Consider the following 18,595-nt stretch of genomic DNA (forward strand, 5'->3'; position numbering starts at 1 on the left):
TCGCACAAGCCCTACCGGACACCTTAAGTTGCCTGACGTGGACGTCCTCGAATTCACCCCAGAACCCGACGACTATGCCTGGACCTTCGGCGGCGTGCCGCCCGTCCGCCGGATCAAGCCCGGGACCATGCTCCGGTTGTGGACCGAGGACGCGTACTGCGGCCGCCTGCGCAGTACGACGGACCTCGCCGGCGCCTCGCTGCAGATGCCGTTCGTGAATCCGCAGACGGGGCCTTTCTACGTCGAAGGCGCCGAGCCGGGAGACACGTTGGTGCTGCACCTCGTCGAGCTCACGCCCGCCCGGAGCTGGGGCGTCTCCGCCACGATCCCGTACTTCGGCGGCCTGACCAGCACCGATCGGACGGCGACGCTGCAGGACCCGCTGCCGGAGCGGACCTGGATCTACGAGGTCGACTCGGACAAGCAGACCGTCGGTTTCCAGGCGCAGGCCAGTGAGCTGGAGATCGCGCTGCCGCTGGAGCCGATGCTCGGAACGGTCGGCGTCGCGCCGGCCGCGGGCGAGGCGCGCTCGGCGCTTGTGCCGGAGATGTTCGGCGGCAACATGGACACGCCCGAGATGCGCGCGGGTGCGACCTGTTACCTCAAGGTCAACGTCGACGGCGCGCTGTTCTCGGTCGGCGACGGTCACTACCGCCAGGGCGAGGGCGAGTCGTGCGGGACCGCCGTCGAGGGCGCGATGAACGTCGTGATGATCGTCGAGCTGCTGAAGACGGCCGGCCCGGTCTGGCCCCGGATCGAGAACGACGAGTACCTGGCCGTGGTCGGGTCGGGCCGGCCGCTCGAAGACGCGTGGCGGGCCGGGCAGGTGGACATGGTCCACTGGCTCGGTGATCTCTACGGACTCGACAAGCTGGACGCGTACCAGTTGCTGAGTCAGGTCAGCGAGGTCCCACTGGCCAACGTCGTGGACGTCAACTACAGCGTTGTCACCAAGATCCCGAAGCGCCTCCTGCCGGGAGCGACCGTGTACGGCGGGATCCACCAGCACCTGCGGTCACTCAGCTGAACTGCGGTACGACGTCCTCCGCGAACCGCTGCAGCGGCTCGTGGTCGTAAGCAACGCCGGGGATGTAGGAGATCACGTAGTCGATCCCCGCCGCCGCCAGCCGCTCGACATGTTCCGTCAGTTGTTTCGTCGTCACCATCTCCGCCAGGACGTGGGAGGTGCCGCCGGAGCCGATCTCCAGGAACTCCTGCAGGCTGTACCGACCACGTGCCCTGGCCGTCGCAGTCACGGGATCGGCACCCGCTTCGATCGGGAAGACGTTCAGACTGGTCGACTTGATGATCTCGTCGTAGTCGCGGCCGACCTCCTCGCAGTGCTTCCGGAGGATCGCCAGCTTCTGCTCGATCACCTCGACCCGGCCGGTGCCGAAGTTGCAGGCGTCGCCGTACTTTGCAACTAGTCGCAATGTGACGCGTTCGCCCCCGCCGCCGATCCAGAGCTTGGGTTTGCGCCGCGGGACGACGTACGGCTTGTCGACCGAGTGGTACTGCCCCTGGAACACCACGTCGTCCTCGGTCCACAACCGATGCACCAGCTCGACAGACTCGACGAACGAGCCCATCCGCTCCTTCTGGCTCGTCCACGGGTAGCCGTACGCCTTCCACTCGTGTTCCGACCAGCCTGCACCGATTCCGGCGTACATGCGGCCATGGCTGGCGACGTCGACGGTGGCGGCCATCTTGGCGAACAGGGCCGGGTTGCGGTACCCGTTGCAGCCGACCAGTTGGCCCAGGTTCACCCGCGACGTGTCACGCGCCAGGGCGGCCGTGGTCGTCCACATCTCGAAGACAGTCTCGCGGGCGGGCTCGGGGACGGTGTGGAAGTGGTCGAAGAGCCAGATCGAGTCCCACGGACCTGCGTCGGCTGCCTTGGCTACAGCGGTCATGGCCTCCCACTGCTCGACCGGGTCGTCCAGCTCGACCAGATCCATCCGCCAGCCCTGTGGAACGAACACACCGAACTTCATGAAGTCCTTCTCCGCGAGATAGCGACCCCGGCCAGGCACAGCGCGCCACCGGCCAACGCCAGCACCGTCGGAGTCTCACCGAGCAGCAGCCAACCCAGCACGATCGCGACCACCGGCACCGCATACACGGTGACTCCCATCCGTCCAGCACTCGTACGCCGGAGCGCGAAGGCCCACGTGGTGAACCCGAGCGCAGTCGGGAATGCTGCCAGGTAGACGATCCACCAGATGGTCGCCGCGTCGGCGGAGCGGACCTCTTCGACCAGTGTGGGCGCGAACGGCAGGCAGACGACCGCTCCGATCGTGCAGGCGAGCCAGGTGACCTCTGCAGCAGGCAGACGGCTCAGGAGCGGTTTCTGGGTGACCACGCCGACGGCGTACGAGATCGCGGCGACGACGCAGAGCACGACGCCCCACGTCTCGGCGCGGCCGCTGGAGGTCGACGTACCGATCACGACGATGCCGGCGAACGCGACCAAGCCGCCTATCACCAGCTGCCGCGGGAAGCCCTCACCGAGACCGACTCCGGCGAGTACGGCGATCAGCAGCGGGGCGATGTGCACGAGCATGGCAGCCGTACCTGCGTCGAGCCGCCGCTCGGCCTCGTTGAGCGCCAGGTTGTAGACGCCGAACCAGAGCACGCCGCACGCGATCAGCGGCAGCCAGTCGCGCTTCGTCGGCCAACGACGTACGGAAGGCCGTGGCCGCTTCAGCAGGAGGGCGCCGAGGAAGATGCTGCCGAGCCCGAGCCGGGCCAGCGACAGGGCACCGGCGGAGATCTCGGTGCCGACGTGGCGGATGGCGACGAACGACGACGCCCACAGCACGACCGTGACGGCGGCGGCGCCCGCGGCGAGACGACCGGCGCGCGGCGGAGCTTCGGTAAGGGTTGTCACCCTCACTAGAGTAGGAACGAGATGTGCGAGGATCCATAACGGATCGGAGCCTAGGAGGGCGGTCTTGCTTACCGAAACGAGAAGTCAGATCCTGGATGAGCTCAACATCCGGATCCTGAACGAGCTCACAGCCGACCCCCGGCTACGGACCACGGAGCTTGCCCGCCGGCTGGGGGTTTCGACGCCGACGGTGCGCGAGCGGGTCGCGCGCCTGGAGGAGTCCGGCGTGATCCGCGGGTACCGCGTCGACATCGATCCGGCCGCGCTCGGCCGTCCGGTCGCCGCCTGGGTGCGGCTGCGGCCCGGGCCGGGGCAGATCCCGAAGATCGTCGCGCTGGCCGAGCGCACCCCGGAGGTCGTCGAGTGTCATCGGATCTCCGGCGAGGACTGTTTCCTGATCCGCGTCCAGGTAGCCGAGATCCCCGCGCTCGAAAGCGTGCTGGACAGGTTCCAGGTGCACGGGCAGACGACCAGTTCGTTCGTGGTCTCCACGCCGGTGCCGCCACGCAGCGTGCCGCTGTCCGCAGACTGAACCCCAACCACCGCTGAGAGTGGTCTGCATCACTAGTCTGGTGGCGATTTCAGCGACGTATCCGGAAGGACCTGGACCATGGCTGCCGACAAGTCTGTCCGCCGAGTTGCCCTGCTCACCGCCGGCGGGCTCGCGCCCTGCCTGTCGTCCGCCGTCGGCGGGCTGATCGAGCGCTACACCGAGGTGGCGCCCGACGTGGAGATCATCGCCTACCTGAACGGGTACCACGGCCTGCTCAGCGGCCGGTTCCGGACCGTGACGCCGGAGGTGCGGGAGAACGCGTCCGTGCTGCACAAGTTCGGCGGCAGCCCGATCGGCAACAGCCGGGTGAAGCTGACCAACACCGCCGACCTGGTCAAGCGCGGCCTGATCCAGGACGGGCAGAACGCCCTCCAGGTCGCGGCCGAGCGGCTCGTCGCGGACGGCGTCGACGTACTGCACACCATCGGCGGTGACGACACCAACACCACGGCCGCCGACCTCGCGGCGTACCTGCACGAGCACGACTACGACCTGACCGTGGTCGGTCTGCCGAAGACCATCGACAACGACGTGATCCCGATCCGGCAGAGCCTGGGTGCGTGGACCGCCGCCGAGCAGGGCGCGCTGTTCGCCCGCAACATCATTGCCGAGCACACCTCGAACCCGCGGATGCTGATCGTCCACGAGGTGATGGGGAGGAACTGCGGCTGGTTGACCGCGGCAACGGCGCAGGCGTACCAGCAGTGGGTCGACGAGCAGGAGTGGAATCCTGGGATCGGCCTGGAGAAGGCCGGTTGGTCGGTGCACGCCGTGTACGTGCCGGAGGCAACGATCGACCTGGATGCCGAGGCGGAGCGGCTGCGGAAGGTGATGGACGAGGAGGACTGCGTCAACATCTTCCTGTCCGAGGGTGCCGGCGTACCGTCGATCGTGGCGGAGATGGAGGCCCGTGGCGAAGAGGTCGGCCGGGACCCGTTCGGGCACGTCAAGCTGGACACCATCAACCCGGGCGCCTGGTTCGCGAAGCAGTTCGCCGAGCGGATCGGTGCGGAGAAGACGATGGTGCAGAAGAGCGGGTACTTCAGCCGCTCTGCCGCGGCCAACGACCGCGACCTCGCGCTGATCAAGGAGTGCACCGACTACGCGGTCGACGCGGCGCTGCGCGGTGAGTCCGGCGTCGTCGGCCACGACGAGGAGCGCGGCGACGAACTGCGCGCGATCGAGTTCCCGCGGATCGCCGGCGGCAAGGAGTTCGACCCGACCGCCGACTGGTTCGTCACCCTGAAGTCGGAGATCGGTCAGGCTTAGGACTTGTTGCGGAGGCGGTCGACCCACTGGTCGGCCGCCTTCTCGATCTGGGCGAGGACGTCGTCGAAGCCGTTGTCCTCGCCGTAGTACGGATCGGGTACGTCGTCGCGGGCGAACAACTGCGCCGCGGCGCCGTACCGGGTGAGCGTGTCGAGGTGGCTCGAGTCCATCGCGAGGATCAGATCCGGGTCCCCGGCGCGCTCGAACTGGCGGGCCCGATGCGCGCTGCCGTCGTACCCGCGGCGCCGGAGGGCGGCCGCCGCGCGCGGGTCCATCCGGTCGCCGACGTGCCAGCCGCCGGTGCCCGAGCTGGTCACCTCGACGTCGTCGAGACCGGCATCGGCGAGCTTGGCGCGCAGCACCACCTCGCCCATCGGCGACCGGCAGATGTTCCCGGTGCAAACGATCTCGACGCGCACTAGTGCACTTCGGCCTTCTCCGGCAGGACGGCGTTGAGGATCATGCCGACGACGCTGATGATCAGGGCGCCGAAGAGCGCGGACCAGAAGCCGTCGACGTGGAACTGGACGTCGAGCTTGCCGGTGATCCAGGACGTCAGCAGCAGCATCGCCGCGTTGATCACGAAGGTCAGCAGACCCAGGGTGAGGATCAGCAGCGGGAAGGACAGCACCTTCACCACGGGCTTCACGATCGCGTTCACGACACCGAAGATCGCGGCCACGATCAGCAGCGTCAGCACGCGCTTGCCGGTGGTCGCGCCCTGCAGGGTGATTCCGGAGACGATCCAGCTCGCCGCCGCCAACGCGACCGCGTTGACCAGCAACCTGATGATCAAGTTCTTCATGCCGTCGATCCTCCCATCCGACGGGTGACACCACGCTCGGTACACACCCTGATCGGACCCTGATCCCCTCTGCCTTCGAAAGAAGAACTGGTGGAGGTGTTGACAGCGAAAATGACCAAGTGATCTGATCATTTTCATGCCCCGTCCATTGCTTGCTCTCGTCGCACTGTCACTCACGGCCGCAGGCCTGGCTGTCCCGGCCGCTGCGAGTCCGTCGTCCACCTGCGGTGCTGTCCAGACGAACTGGACCGCGCAGGCGACTCCACATGCCGCCCCTGAGGGGTTGCTCAACGCCTACAGCAACACCGGGAAAGGCTGGACAGGTGCGGACAGCACCTACTCCGTCCCGCTCCCCGGTGGACGTACGGCGTGGGTCTTCTCCGACACGTTCCTCGGCCCGGTGAACCCGGACGGCTCCCGTCCGACCACTGCTCCGTTCATCAACAACTCGTTCGTGATCCAGCAGGGCACGAAGCTGACGACGGTCACGGGCGGTACGGCGACCAACCCGACGGCACTCGTGCCGCCGCCGTCCAACGGCTGGTACTGGTTCGGGGCAGCGCAGACCAGCCATGCCGGCCGTGACCTCGACGTGGTCGCGCTGCGCTTCGAGAAGACAGGGACAGGTCAGTGGGACTGGCGCTGGGCCAGCAACTACCTGGCGCGGTTCGACAGCACCACGTTCAAGCTGAAGAGCCTCACTCCGATTCCGTCGGGTGCGAACGTGCAGTGGTCCGGCTGGCTGCTGCGCGACCACGGGTACACGTACGTCTACGGCGTCGAGGACCTGGGCGCAGCGAAGTACCAGCACGTCGCCCGGGTGCGTGGTGACGACCTGACCGCGAAGCCTTGGGAGTACTGGACCGGCTCGGGCTGGTCCAGTGACGAGACCGCCTCCGCCCGGGTGCTCCAGGGGGTCGCCAACGAGCACAGTGTGACCCGCTGGAGCGACGGCTACCTGCTGGTCACGCACGACACCAACGAGCTGTTCAGCAAGCGCGTCCTCGGGTACTTCTCCTGCTCGCCGACCGGTCCGTGGGTGAAGCCGGTCGAGCTGTACCAGACCCCCGAGACGGGCGGGAACATCATCACCTACAACTCCCACGACCACCCGGACCTGCGGCGCGGCACATCGCTCCTGGTGAGCTACAACGTCAACAGCCTGGTCAGCGACGAGCTGTACGGCGACGTGGGCATCTACCGACCGCGGTTCGTCTCGGTCACGCTGGCAGCGGCCAAGTGAGCACCACGGGAGGCGTCGTACGGCGGAGTCTGCTGGACGACCTGGCGACGTCCATGCTCGCCCTGATCGCGGAGCGCAAGTTGGCGCCGGGTGATCAGTTCGAGGCCGTGCGGTCGCTGGCGGAGCGGTTCAAGGTCGCCGTACCGACTGTGCGGGAGGCCCTGCGCCGACTGGAGGCAACCGGAGCTGTCGAGCTCCGGCACGGCTCTGGTGTGTACGTCGGTCCGAACGTCGGCCGGCTGGTCCTGGCCAACCCCCTGGCGCTGGCACCCAGTCCGGACCGGTTGGTGGAGCTCCTGCAGGCACGTGCCCTCATCGAGCCACCTGTTGCCGCACTGGCGGCCCAGACGCGTGCGGAGGCTGCGCTGGAGCAGATGGCCAAGGACCTCGATGCGGCGGCCGAGCTGATCGCTTCCGGCGACCATGCGCAACTGGCCGAAGTGAACATGGACTTCCACCGCTCACTGGCACAGGCCTCCGGGAACGCGACGCTGGCCGAGGTGGTCGAGTCGGTCACGGTCGTGAACGCCCGCGAGCAGCTGGAGATCCTGCACATCCACGGCGACCGGCAGGCCGACCTGGACGAGCATCGCGCGATCTACGACGCCGTACGGTCCGGCGACGCAGACCTGGCCGAACTGCTCACCCGAGAGCACCTGGACGGCGTCCTGGCCGTCATCAACGAACGACTTCAGCATCCCTGAGCTGGAAGGACGCATCACATGCAACGCAACACCAACCGCAAGGCGCTGGCTGCCCTGGTGATCGCCGGCGCGCTCGCACTCTCTGCCTGTGGAGGCGGCGGTGGCGGGACCGCAGGGCCGGCCAAGGGTGAGGACAAGCCGGTCGACTCGCTGAAGTTCTACAACGACAAGGGCGGCTGGAAGGACGCGTTCACCCAGGTCGGGGCGGCCAGCAAGAAGGACATCGGCGTCGGCATGGAGCCGGTCGGGTACTCCGACTCGAACACGTACACCGCGTTCATCCGCTCCTCGTTCCGGACCAAGGAGAAGGCCGACCTGTTCACCTGGCACACCGGCAAGGAACTTCAGGACCTGGTGGACCAGAAGCTCGTTGCCGAGACCACCGACCAGTGGACCAAGGCAGTTGCTGATGGCAACATCCCCGAGCAGCTCAAGCAGTACTTCACGTACGGCGACAAGCAGTACTGCGTCCCGCTGAACGCCGGCTACTGGGTGATGTACTACAACAAGGCCGTCTTCAAGAAGGCCGGCATCACCCAGACCCCGACGACCTGGGCCGAGCTGACCCAGGTGGCGGACAAGGTGAAGGCGGCCGGCGTGAAGCCGTTCTACCAGACCAACATCCTGTTCTCGTTCGTCTGGTTCGAGACGCTGCTGGCCGGCAAGGACCCGGACCTGTACGACGCGCTCGCCGCCGGTAAGGCGAAGTACACCGATCCGGGTGTGGTCGAGGTGATGAACGAGTGGAAGAAGATGATCGACGCCGGCTACTTCAGCGACCCGGGCGCGAAGACCGAGCCGCAGGCGCAGCTGAAGAACGGCGACGTCGCGATGATCAACTTCGGTACCTGGTTCAGCGGCAACCTGAACACGCTGAAGATGAAGGCCGGCACCGACTACGACTTCTTCGTGATCCCGAACGTGAACCCGGACCTGCCCAAGACCTCGATGATCTTCGAGACCGGCCCGGTCTGCTCGGCGGCGGCCGGCGAGCACGCGTCGACGGTGAAGAAGTGGACCGACTGGTGGGTCACGCCGCAGGCGCAGACCGCCTGGGCGAACTCCCGCGGCGACCTGTCGTTCAACCCGAAGGCCGAGGTCAAGGACCCGGCGCTGTCGAAGCTGAACAAGGACGTCGGCGGCGACGGGTACCGGCTGATCAACCGGTGGTTCGAGGCGACGCCCGTGCCGGTTGCGAACAAGGCGCTGGAGGTGTTCGGCGCGTTCGTGACCAAGCCGGGTGACCCGATGCCGGGTCTGCAGAAGATCCAGGCCGAGGCGGACGCGTACTGGGCCAAGCAGAAGTGAGCAATCAGGCCCTTGACCGGACGGGGGCGCGTAAGGCGCCCCTGTTCGGCCTACCAGCTGTAGCGGTCGTAGCACTCCTGTTGTACCTGCCGTTCCTGTGGACGACGTACGTCAGCTTCACCGACTACGACGGGCTGGCGTCACCGGTGTGGTCCGGGCTGGCCAACTACAAGGCGATGTTCAGTGACCCCGATCTGATCGGGGCGTTGGTCAACACGCTGCTGTGGGTGGTCGGCATGGTGACACTGCCCGTGGCGCTCGGCCTACTGATCGCCGTACTGACCTACGGGCACAAGTGGGGCACGTGGTTGCGGCTGCCGTTCCTGCTGCCGTACGCGATCTCCGGTGTGGCCGTTGGAGTCATCTGGGGCTTCGTACTGCAGCCGGACGGCGCACTTGGTCAGGCACTCGGGTTCTTCGGGTTCCCGGGTGCCCACACCGGCTGGCTGCAGGCAGGTCCTGGCAACACGCTGATGATGATCGTCGCGGTCACCTGGCAGGCAGCGGGTGTGAACGCGCTGCTGTTCGTGGTCGGACTGCAGTCGATCCCGGCTGAGCCGCTGGAGGCTGCGAGGCTGGACGGCGCGGAGGGCTTCAGCCTGTTCCGCCACCACCTGTGGCCGCAGCTCCGCCCGATCACCACCGTGGTCATCGGACTCTCGATCGTCGGCAGCCTGAAGACGTTCGACGTGGTGTGGGTGATGACGCAAGGCGGCCCGGGTACGTCGTCCGAGACGCTGGCACTGTCCATGTACAAGGAGACGTTCGTGCTGAACGACTACGGACAGGGTGCGGCGATCGCGCTTTTCCTGAGCCTGGTCACCTTCGCCGCCTCGATTCTCTACCTCCGTTACCAGTTGGGGGACGCGCGTGAGCAGGGTTAAGACCGCAATCCTCGTCGTACTCGGGCTGATCTGGCTCGCGCCGATCTATCTCCTGGTCGTGAACGCGTCCAAGTCCGTCGACGGGTACGACGCGAAGACGGTGTGGAAGCCGGCGGGGTTCTCGTTGTTCGCGAACTTCGGTGACGCGTGGAGCAAGGCGGCGCTCGGGGACACGTTGGTGGCGACCACGATGTACAGCGTGATCGCGCCGGTGGTCGCGGTGCTGATCGGCTCTGCGGCCGGGTACGCGATCGTCGTACTGCGGTTGAAGCGCGGCTTCCTGTGGTTCGTGTTCATCTTCGGCGGGACGATCTTCCCGCTGCAGATGATCCTGATGCCGTTGTTCTCCGGGTACGCGAACTCCGGGCTGTACGACACCCGGATCGGGATGATCATCGTCTACACCGCGATCAGCGTGCCGTTCTCGGCATTCGTGATGCGGAACTTCTTCACCGGGATCGCGCGCAGCGTGTTCGAGGCCGCGGTGGTCGACGGCGGCGGGCTGTTCCGGATCTTCCGCAGCATCTACCTGCCGATGGCGGGGTCGGCGCTGGCGGCGATCTTCATCCTGCAGGCGACGTTCGTCTGGAACGACCTGCTGCTCGGCCTGACCCTGAGCCAGTCGGACTCGGTCCGGCCGATCATGCCGGCCCTCACCGGCCTGCAGAGTACGTACGGCGGGGCCTCGCTCCCGACCGTCCTGGCAGGTGGCCTGCTCGTCTCGCTGCCCACGGTCATCCTCTTCCTCGCCGCCCAACGCTTCTTCTCCCGGGGCCTCGCCCTGGGCCAGTTCTGAGAGGACACATATGAGTAGCCGCACAGTCGTCGTGACCGGCGGTGCCGCTGGCATCGGACGGGGTGCAGTCGAACGCTTCGTCGCCGCCGGAGACCGGGTGATCGCCCTGGACCGGGACGCGGAAGCACTGTTAGCCCTGGGTGATCAGGTGACAGGCGTGGTTGTGGATGTCTCCGACCGTGAGGCTCTCGCGGCCGCTGCGGACGAGCTCGGCGCGGTGGACGCGCTCGTATGCGCCGCCGGGATCCAGCGGTACGGGACGGTTGTCGACACGCCGTCGTCGGTCTACGACGAGGTGATGGCGGTGAACGTCGGCGGCGTGTTCTTCGCGTGCCAGGCGTTCGTCCCACGGATGTCGCGGGGCGGGAGTGTCGTGGTGGTGTCGTCCGTGCAGGCGTATGCGGCGCAGACGGGTGTCGCGGCGTACTCGATGGGCAAGGGCGCCTTGCTCAGCCTCGTACGGGCGATGGCGGTGGATCACGCTCCGGACGGGATTCGCGTGAACGCGGTCTGCCCGGGGTCGGTGGACACGCCGATGTTGCGTACGTCGGCAGCACAGTTCGCCGGCGACCGGACGACGGACGAGGTGGTCGCCGAATGGGGCCGCTCGCACCCGCTCGGGCGGGTCGCGACACCGGAAGAGGTTGCCGAGGTCATCTACTTCCTGTCCTCCCCGGCCGCGTCGTTCGTGACCGGAGCGGACGTGAAGGTCGACGGTGGGCTGACCGCCGGGCTGGCCGTCGTACTGCCGGAGGACGCGAAGTGAAGCCTGACTGGGGCGACGGGGTGGGGGAAGCATGAGAATCGTCGACGTACGCGCGACCACGGTGACGATGCCGTTGGAGGCACCGCTGCGGCACAGCAACGGAGCGCACTGGGGACGTTTCGTGCGGACTGTCGTGGAGGTCGAGGCCGACAACGGGCTGATCGGACTCGGCGAGATGGGCGGCGGCGGGCAGAGCGCCGAGGCCGCGGTCACCGGGCTCAAACCGTATCTCCTTGGTCACGACCCGGCGCGCACCGAGGCGCTGCGCTGGATGCTCGCCAATCCAACCGCCAGCCTCTACAACAATCGCACCCAATTGCTGGCCGCCATCGAGTTCGCCTGCCTGGACCTGCAGGGCCGGGAGCTCGGCGTGCCCGTGCACGCGTTGCTGGGCGGGAAGGTGCGCTCGCACGTGCCCTTCGCCAGCTACCTGTTCTTCCGGCATCCCGCCGAGGACGGGACGGGCGAGATCCGTACGGCGGAACAGCTCGTAGCGCACGCCCGCGAGCTGGTCGACCAGCACGGGTTCAGCGTGCACAAGCTGAAGGGCGGCGTGTTCCCGCCGGATTACGAACGCGAATGCTTCCGTGCGCTGGCCGAGGCGTTCCCGGGCCACCGCCTGCGGTTCGACCCGAACGGCGCGTTCAGTGTCGAGGAGGCGATCCGGTTCGCCCGCGGGATCGAGGACCTCGACAACGACTACCTCGAGGACCCGACCTGGGGCCTGAACGGGATGCGCCGGGTCCGCGAGAAGACCCCGATCCCGCTCGCGACGAACACCGTCGTGGTGAACTTCGAGCAGCTCGCCGCCAACGTCCGCGACCCCGCGGTCGACGTGATCCTGCTGGACACGACGTTCTGGGGCGGCATCCGGCCGTGCATCAAGGCGGCCGGTGTCTGCGAGACGTTCCAGCTCGGGGTCGCGGTGCACTCGTCGGGCGAGCTCGGCATCCAGCTCGCGACGATGCTGCACCTCGGTGCCGTCGTACCGAACCTGTCGTTCGCCGCGGACGCGCACTACCACCACCTGTGTGACGACATCATTGCCGGCGGCAAGCTTCCGTACGCCGACGGCGCGATCGCGGTCCCCGACGCACCCGGCCTGGGCGTCGAGCTGGACCGCGACAAGCTGGCCGAGTACGCCGAACTGTTCCGCGAACTCGGCTCGTACCCCTACGACCGCGATCCGGCCCGCCCGGACTGGTACCCCCTGCTCCCGAACACCGATTGGGCCGACCCGTCATGACGATTCCGCGTTCTGCCGATCTGGCGAGCGACGTTCTTGTCCACACCTACGACGACATGTTCAACCCGCCCGGGCTGACGAACTTCCTGGGCACGGCGCAGGTCGACCACGACGTCGTGGCGATCAGGAGCGTCAACTTCCCGCCGTACTCGCACGGCGACACCATCACCGGGCAGCTGTACGTCGACGGACGCCTGGCGCGCTCGTACGGCGGGACCGTGGAGGTGGTGTGGCGGCCGGACTGCGTCGTCCGCTCCACCACCGTCGACGGCCTTGACCTCCGCACGACCACCGCCTGCGCTCCGGGCAGACCAGCCGTCGTCGTCCAACTCGAAGTGTCGGGACTACCGGGACGGTCCGTCCGACTGGGACTCGCGCTGGCCAGTACTGCGACGCGCTCGCCGACGGGCTGGTTGCGCCCGGAACCGCCGTCCGAGCCCAACACGCTGCAGGTTGTGGACAATCGGGTTGTCGGCACCGGCGAGTCCGGATCGGCCGTGAGCGTGCAGGGTCTCGATGTGCCCAGCACTGTGGACAGGGCGATGCTCGAGGCAACGGTCGTGCTGGACGAGTCGGGGCGCGGGCGGCTGTCCTACGTGCATGTGCTGGCGGGGACACTGGAGGAGGCGACGGAGCACTTCGATGTCTGCGTGGCCGACGTACCCTCCGTGATCGCGGTCGCGGAGAGCATGTGGGACGTGGCGCTCGCCGACGCGTTCGACCCTCACAGCGACGGGTTCAGCGGTTCGTTGCCTGTACTGGAGACGTCGAACGAGGCGCTGCGGAAGCTGTACTGGTGGGGTGTGCTGGGTGTCATCTGGTTCCGGAGGGACAACCCGGCCAGTGTGATCGGGCGGACGTACGACACGTTGATGCCGCGGTACTGGCAGACCACGACGTTCATCTGGGACTACAGCCTGTCCTCGCTGACGCATGCGCTGCTGGACCCGGAGCCGATGCGAAAGCACATCGAGCACTGGATCGACCTGGACACGCACAAACACTTCGGCACCGAGTGGCTGACCGGCGGACCGGTCGGCTACTGGTACTCCGTGAACGACTTCGCCATGACCCGGCTGGTGCGCGACTACGTGCGCTTCACCGGGGACTCGGCGTTCCTGGACGTTTCCGTTGGCCCGAAGCCGGTCGGGGAGCATGTGCACGACTGGGCGACCGCGTGGCGCGGACTGCGCGGTGAACATGCGCTGGCCGACTACGGCGGCATCGACAACCTGCTGGAGTGCGTGAGCAGCTATGTGCACGAGGTGGCCAGCTTCAACGCCGCCAACGTGTGGTGCATGCGGGTAGCGGCTGAGATCGCAGACCGCTCCGGTGACGCAGACCGTGCTGCTCTGCTTCGCAAGGAGGCGTCCGCGCAGGCAGGCCACGTCAACGAGCTGTACGTCGAGGGCAAGGGCTTCTGGCACGCGCGGCAGCCGGACGGCAAGCTTGTCCCGGTCCGGCACTGCTACGACTTCAACATCGTCGGTACGACGATCCCGGACGACCTGTCCGAGTCGCAGCGCGCCGAGATGGTGTCGTTCTTCCAGCGGGAGCTCCAGACGCCCACATGGATGCGCGCGCTGTCGCCGTACGACGCGGATGCCGCGTTCAGCGTGCGGCCGGACCACCAGTGTAACGGCGCGTACCCGGCGTGGCCGGCCGACGCCGGTCGCGCACTGTTCGCGCTCGGGCGCGGCGACGTACTGCTGGACTGGCTTCCGGGTCTGGCCAAGTCCGCGAACCAGGGCCCGTGCGGTCAGGCGCACTTCGTCGAGGAGGCACAGCCGCCGATGGCGGGGGGAGCGCGGAAATCGCCGCCGCAGTTCCCGTACCTGATCGACTGGTCCTGCTCGTCGTCCGGCGCCTGGGTCAGCCTGGTCCTGGAGGGCGTCTTCGGCATCGAGGTCGCACTGGACGGCACCGTGACCGCGAGCCCACAGGTCGCCGCACTCGACCCGAACGCCCGCCTGACCGGCCTCCGGGTCGGCTCGAAGACGTACGACGTGACGGCGGACGGACTGGTCTGAGACGCAGCGGGACCGCTCAAGCCGGCGGCATCGCGATGGCCTCGAGGAGGGACTCCTCGGCGCCGGCGAGGTGACGGCGGAGCTCTTCGACGCACTCGTCGAGCTCGCCCCGCTCGAGCAACCGGACGAGTTTGCGGTGGGAGGCGACCTGCTGGCGCGCGTCCTGCCGCAGCGCGTCCACCCGGGCCAGCGCGAGCCGCGCCTCGCCGGTGATCGAGTCGGCGGTCGCGATCAAGCGTTCACTGCCGGTGAGCGCCACCAGGCTGCGGTGGATGGCCAGATGGGTCTCGGTCAGGGCCTCCGGGTCGGCACCGTCCCTGGCGGTCGCGGCGAACACCCGCATCGCCTCCCGGACCCGCTCCCGGGCCGTCTCGTCGGCGTCGTACCAGGCCCGGATCCCGGCGGACTCGAGCACGAACCGGGCTCGGCAGATGTCGGCCACCGCGTCGGGGTGCAGGATCGCCACGCTGACGCCCTTGTTCGGCTCGCGGACCGCGAGGCCCTCGGTGACCAGCATCGTCATCGCCTCGCGGATGGTGCTCCGGGCCACCCCGAGCGCCTCGGCGAGCGGCTGCTCACGCAGCGGCGTACCCGGCTCCAGATCACCGGCGAACAGGGCGGCGCGCAGCGCGTCGACCACCCGGTCCACCGTGGTCGAGCGGTCCACCCGCAGCCGTTCGTACATGGTGTGATTCTCGTCCAGACCCGGTCCGTTGTCGCGCCCGACCCGGCCCGGACGGGCGGCCTGTGGATAACTTCCGGCAGATGACCCGGTTTTCGGGCAGCATTTCCCTGGTGGCGCCACTGCCCGCGGGCCCAGCGCGGGAAGCCACTTGAACCAGCGAGGAGCAGAGCGTGGGAAAGATCAGTCCGCTTCAGCTCCTCGGTGCGGTCGGGCTGGTGCTGTTGCTGCCGTTGATCATCGTCCTGCTGATGCTGCTCGGCGTTCTGAGCGGGCTGGACTCGGCCGAAGCGCAGTGCGCGCAGCACAGTCAGGACCAGAGCCTGATGGGCTGGCCGACGGATCGGCACCAGATCGACGGGGACTGGACCATCTTTCACCAGGGCTACGACTTCCAGGTGAAGGAGGACGACAAGGTCTACGCCTCCCAGGACGGCAAGGTCGTCATGGCCTCGGGGAACGAGGTCCGGATCCGCCTGGAGAGCGTCGAGACGCGGTACAAGTTCCTGAAGACCATCACCGTCAGCAAGGACGCCGACGTCAAGCGGGGCGACCCGATCGGCACCGCCGGCATCGGCAGCGAGGGCACCGACGCCAACGGCGCCCCGATCGGTGTCGCCGGGGCGCATGTGCACTGGGAGATGTGGGCCGACCAGGAGAACAACAACAAGTGGTCCATCGTCCCGAAGCCGGAGGAGAACCCGTTCGAGCTCGACACCTCGAAGGGCGGTGGCGGCTGCAGCTGCGTCGACGGCAACCTCTCCGGGGCCAACAACCAGCAGAAGGCCTTCAACTTCTTCGTCCAGAACGGCTACTCCAAGGAGCAGGCTGCGGGCATCGTCGGCAACATGATCGCCGAGTCCAGCGTGGAGCCGGCTCGGCTGCAGAACACGGCGCCGGGCGTCGTCACCCCGCCGGACAAAGTGGTGAACTCCCCGCTCGGCTGGGGCATCGTGCAGTGGACACCGGCCGGCAAGATGATCAACCCGTCCCGCGACGCCGGGGTCCAGGACGAGCAGATCGCCTCCCTGGGCTACCAGCTGGAATTCCTGATCAAGCAGCTCAACGGCGACGGACCCCTCGGGGAAGGGGCGGCCGGGCGCGCCATCAAGTCGGCGACAACGGTCGAGCAGGCTGCGTACGAGTTCGGCGACAAGTTCGAGCGGTTCGGCGGACACGAGAACCCGAACCATCCGACGTACGCCGAGCGCAAGGCGAACGCGCGGCACGTTTTCGACCAGTTCGCCGGTTCGGCGCCGGCGTCGGGCGGGGACGCGCAGACCGCCGGTACCGGCGGGTGCGGCGAAGGCAGCGGCAACATCGCCGAGGTCGCGAAGAACCTGGCCTGGCCCGAGGACGGTCACGACGGCGTCGACGCGAGCATCGCGAAGAAGGAGTACGTCGATGCGATGGAGAAGTTCAACGACGGCTCCAGCGGCATCGACCCCTACAGCGACTGCGGCCGCTTCGTCGCGACGGTGATGCACATGAGCGGCGCCGACAAGGACTACCCGAACGTCGGAACCGACGTTCAGCGGACGTATCTGGAGAGCTCCGGGAAGTACGACTGGTGGCACGGGGAGCCTCCGGGCGGCATGAAGCCGGGTGACATCCTGAACGGGCCCGGTCACACCTACCTCTTCGTCGGTCCGTGGGGTAAGGAGGGCGGCGGTTACAACGCGGCCTCCGCCTCCCTCCACGGTCACGTACCGGAGGCAGGCCACCTGTACGACGTCGGCGGCGGTTCGGGCAACTTCACGGTCTACCGGCTGAAGAACGCGCCGAAACCGGCGAGCTGAGCAAGGACGGGAGCAGCGGATGCTGGATGAGAACCGGCGGCCCTTCATGGTCGTCGTGGTCGTGCTGGCGGTCGTCCTGATCGTGATCGGCGGCGTCGTGCTGTTCCGCGGCGGCGGATCGGAGACGACGCTGACCGTGCAGTCGATCCCGAACGACCTGACCCTGAAGCTGGACGGCCACGAGATCCCGGCGAACGGCGAGGTCAAGATCAAGGCAGGCACGCACACCCTGGAGGGTTCGCGGCGCGGCTTCCAGAGCTACACCCAGACCTTCACCTCGGGCAGCGACCGGCTGAGCTACAAGATGTTCCTCTACGCCAACAGCGCCGAGGGCCGGGAGTGGGCCAAGAACAACCCCGAGCAGCAGCGTGAGGCCGAGGCCGAGGCCGGCCGGAGGTACGACGAGGTCCAGGCCCGCCTCAAGCAGAAGTACCCGATCCTCAGCCAGCTCCCGTACGTCGGCGACGGCTTTCAGGCGACGTACACCAAGTCCAAGAGCGACCCGACGAACCCGGAGGCGATCTCGATCGTCATCGAGGTCTTCGGGCCCCAGGGCAGGACGAAGGCCCTCCAGTGGATCAAGGGCTACGGCTGGGACATCGACACCCTCGACATCATCTGGACCACCGGCAAGTAGGCGCCGCGCAGGTCAGGCGGGGAGGACGACCTCCCCGCCCGGCGTGCCGATCCGGGACAGCGGAAAGTCCAGCGGGTTCGTCAGGCACCGGATCGAGCCGCCGCCCTTGTGGAACTCCGACAGGTCCAGGACGACGACGCGCAGTCCGAGACCCGTGAAGACGTCGTGCAGCCGCGGCGAGCAGGCCGGCATGATGATCGTCTCGCCGACCACGATCGAGTTCGCGCTGAACGCGAACGCCTCCTCGTCGGTGAGCACGATCGGGTCCGGGACGATCCCGGACAGTTCCGCCTGGCTCGCGGCGTCGAACGCCGACGGGTAGATCATCGCGTGCGTGCTGTCCACCGGGCAGAACGGCAGGTCGAGGTGGTACATGCCCTCGTGGGCGATGCGCAGCCCGCGGACCCGGATGTTCCACTCGGTCGCGAGGTGCTTGAGTGCCGCTTCCTCGGTCCGCGGCCCGTACCCGACGACCAGGCTGTCGCCGAACACGAACGCATCCCCGGACTCGAAGTGCGGCCCGACGCCCTCACTGCCGGTCCGGTCGAGCCGGAAACCGGCCTCGGTGAACCAGTCGGCCGCGCTCAGCGACTCCTTGCGGCGCGGCTCGAACCGCATGTGCGAGAGCATCGCGCGGCCGTCCGCGGTGGCCAGTCCGAGGTTCATCGCGTACACCATGTCCGGCGAGTCGGCCCGCTGCGCGAGGACCTCGACCTCGCCGCCGGCGTCCACGATCGCCTGCCGCAGCGACTCCCACTGCTTGAGCGTCAGTGCCGGGTCCGGCTGGTCGTGTGTCGACATGTACGGGTTGATCACGTAGTCGATCCGGAAGTGGTCCGGCCGGACCATCAGATAGCGACGACCCCACTCCAGCGGCTGCCCCATGAACCCCTCCTGACGACGTTTCGGATCTTGCCAGATCCCCTGATTGTCCGACAATCAGTCAGTCTGAGGCTCGAGGTTTCCGGAGTCAAACGGCGTGC

The 18,595-nt window shown here is 67.6% G+C and carries 19 protein-coding genes; 13 read left to right on the forward strand and 6 right to left on the reverse strand.

Annotated elements, in window-relative coordinates; genetic code table 11:
- The first annotated feature begins 37 nt into the window (after positions 1-37).
- Positions 38-1,027, forward strand: coding sequence for an acetamidase/formamidase family protein (locus tag EV647_RS37850; protein ID WP_134011817.1), 990 nt, complete (start codon positions 38-40; stop codon positions 1,025-1,027).
- On the opposite strand, the gene EV647_RS37855 is transcribed toward EV647_RS37850, so the two are convergent.
- Together EV647_RS37855 and EV647_RS37860 are read right to left on the reverse strand one after the other, a co-directional pair.
- A complete protein-coding gene (locus EV647_RS37855; RefSeq protein WP_134011819.1) occupies positions 1,020-1,994 on the reverse strand; it encodes a TIGR03560 family F420-dependent LLM class oxidoreductase in 975 nt (324 codons plus the stop codon). The two genes, EV647_RS37850 and EV647_RS37855, sit on opposite strands and share 8 nt — an antisense overlap.
- The gene (locus tag EV647_RS37860; protein ID WP_134011821.1) at positions 1,991-2,890 is read right to left on the reverse strand and encodes a DMT family transporter; all 900 of its coding nucleotides are present in this window, start codon (positions 2,888-2,890) and stop codon (positions 1,991-1,993) included. Before EV647_RS37860 ends, EV647_RS37855 begins: the two co-directional genes overlap by 4 nt.
- Positions 2,891-2,954: 64 nt before the next feature.
- Here EV647_RS37860 and EV647_RS37865 point away from each other — a divergent pair, with 64 nt between their 5' ends.
- Positions 2,955-3,422 carry an Lrp/AsnC family transcriptional regulator gene (locus EV647_RS37865; protein WP_202876454.1) on the forward strand — a complete coding sequence of 156 codons (468 nt, stop codon included), beginning with the start codon at positions 2,955-2,957 and terminating at the stop codon, positions 3,420-3,422.
- A gap of 78 nt (positions 3,423-3,500) precedes the next feature.
- A complete protein-coding gene (locus EV647_RS37870; protein ID WP_134011823.1) occupies positions 3,501-4,712 on the forward strand; it encodes a pyrophosphate--fructose-6-phosphate 1-phosphotransferase in 1,212 nt (403 codons plus the stop codon).
- Here the strand turns inward: EV647_RS37870 and EV647_RS37875 are convergent.
- Both EV647_RS37875 and EV647_RS37880 read right to left on the reverse strand, forming a co-directional pair.
- Entirely contained in the window at positions 4,709-5,131 is a 423-nt protein-coding gene (locus EV647_RS37875) for a low molecular weight protein-tyrosine-phosphatase (RefSeq protein WP_134011825.1), read from the reverse strand. The two genes, EV647_RS37870 and EV647_RS37875, sit on opposite strands and share 4 nt — an antisense overlap.
- Positions 5,131-5,517, reverse strand: coding sequence for a phage holin family protein (locus EV647_RS37880; RefSeq protein WP_130388180.1), 387 nt, complete (start codon positions 5,515-5,517; stop codon positions 5,131-5,133). The genes EV647_RS37875 and EV647_RS37880 overlap by 1 nt, the downstream gene beginning before the upstream one ends.
- A gap of 136 nt (positions 5,518-5,653) precedes the next feature.
- Between EV647_RS37880 and EV647_RS37885 the strand changes: the two genes are divergently transcribed.
- The 8 genes from EV647_RS37885 to EV647_RS37920 are packed head-to-tail and all read left to right on the forward strand — an operon-like array spanning position 5,654 to position 14,494.
- On the forward strand, positions 5,654-6,760 hold the full coding sequence (locus tag EV647_RS37885) for a DUF4185 domain-containing protein (protein WP_134011827.1): 1,107 nt from the start codon (positions 5,654-5,656) through the stop codon (positions 6,758-6,760).
- On the forward strand, positions 6,757-7,464 hold the full coding sequence (locus EV647_RS37890) for a FadR/GntR family transcriptional regulator (RefSeq protein WP_202876455.1): 708 nt from the start codon (positions 6,757-6,759) through the stop codon (positions 7,462-7,464). Before EV647_RS37885 ends, EV647_RS37890 begins: the two co-directional genes overlap by 4 nt.
- Before the next feature lie 18 nt (positions 7,465-7,482).
- A complete protein-coding gene (locus EV647_RS37895) occupies positions 7,483-8,772 on the forward strand; it encodes an ABC transporter substrate-binding protein (RefSeq protein WP_134011829.1) in 1,290 nt (429 codons plus the stop codon).
- The gene (locus EV647_RS37900; RefSeq protein ID WP_134011831.1) at positions 8,769-9,656 is read left to right on the forward strand and encodes a carbohydrate ABC transporter permease; all 888 of its coding nucleotides are present in this window, start codon (positions 8,769-8,771) and stop codon (positions 9,654-9,656) included. Before EV647_RS37895 ends, EV647_RS37900 begins: the two co-directional genes overlap by 4 nt.
- Entirely contained in the window at positions 9,643-10,452 is an 810-nt protein-coding gene (locus tag EV647_RS37905; protein WP_134011832.1) for a carbohydrate ABC transporter permease, read from the forward strand. The genes EV647_RS37900 and EV647_RS37905 overlap by 14 nt, the downstream gene beginning before the upstream one ends.
- 10 nt (positions 10,453-10,462) lie before the next feature.
- Positions 10,463-11,218 (forward strand): SDR family NAD(P)-dependent oxidoreductase, encoded by a 756-nt coding sequence (locus EV647_RS37910; protein ID WP_134011834.1) that lies wholly within the window; start codon positions 10,463-10,465, stop codon positions 11,216-11,218.
- A 31-nt stretch (positions 11,219-11,249) separates the two neighbouring features.
- Positions 11,250-12,464: an enolase C-terminal domain-like protein gene (locus EV647_RS37915; protein ID WP_134011836.1), complete on the forward strand. Its 1,215-nt coding sequence runs from the start codon at positions 11,250-11,252 to the stop codon at positions 12,462-12,464.
- A complete protein-coding gene (locus tag EV647_RS37920) occupies positions 12,461-14,494 on the forward strand; it encodes a hypothetical protein (RefSeq protein WP_134011838.1) in 2,034 nt (677 codons plus the stop codon). Before EV647_RS37915 ends, EV647_RS37920 begins: the two co-directional genes overlap by 4 nt.
- A 16-nt stretch (positions 14,495-14,510) precedes the next feature.
- Here the strand turns inward: EV647_RS37920 and EV647_RS37925 are convergent, their stop codons facing one another.
- On the reverse strand, positions 14,511-15,179 hold the full coding sequence (locus EV647_RS37925; RefSeq protein WP_134011840.1) for a GntR family transcriptional regulator: 669 nt from the start codon (positions 15,177-15,179) through the stop codon (positions 14,511-14,513).
- Positions 15,180-15,349: 170 nt separating this feature from the next.
- Here EV647_RS37925 and EV647_RS37930 point away from each other — a divergent pair, with 170 nt between their 5' ends.
- Together EV647_RS37930 and EV647_RS37935 are read left to right on the forward strand one after the other, a co-directional pair.
- Complete coding sequence (locus EV647_RS37930; RefSeq protein WP_238175355.1) at positions 15,350-16,975, forward strand: phage tail tip lysozyme; 1,626 nt, start codon at positions 15,350-15,352, stop codon at positions 16,973-16,975.
- Positions 16,976-16,994: 19 nt separating this feature from the next.
- Complete coding sequence (locus tag EV647_RS37935) at positions 16,995-17,612, forward strand: S-layer protein (RefSeq protein ID WP_134011842.1); 618 nt, start codon at positions 16,995-16,997, stop codon at positions 17,610-17,612.
- 12 nt (positions 17,613-17,624) lie between these two features.
- Here the strand turns inward: EV647_RS37935 and EV647_RS37940 are convergent, their stop codons facing one another.
- The gene (locus EV647_RS37940) at positions 17,625-18,497 is read right to left on the reverse strand and encodes a dimethylarginine dimethylaminohydrolase family protein (protein WP_134011844.1); all 873 of its coding nucleotides are present in this window, start codon (positions 18,495-18,497) and stop codon (positions 17,625-17,627) included.
- Between the last annotated feature and the right edge of the window lie 98 nt (positions 18,498-18,595).

The sequence above is a fragment of the Kribbella sp. VKM Ac-2566 genome (genome assembly GCF_004366005.1).
Taxonomy (GTDB): Bacteria; Actinomycetota; Actinomycetes; order Propionibacteriales; family Kribbellaceae; genus Kribbella; species Kribbella pratensis.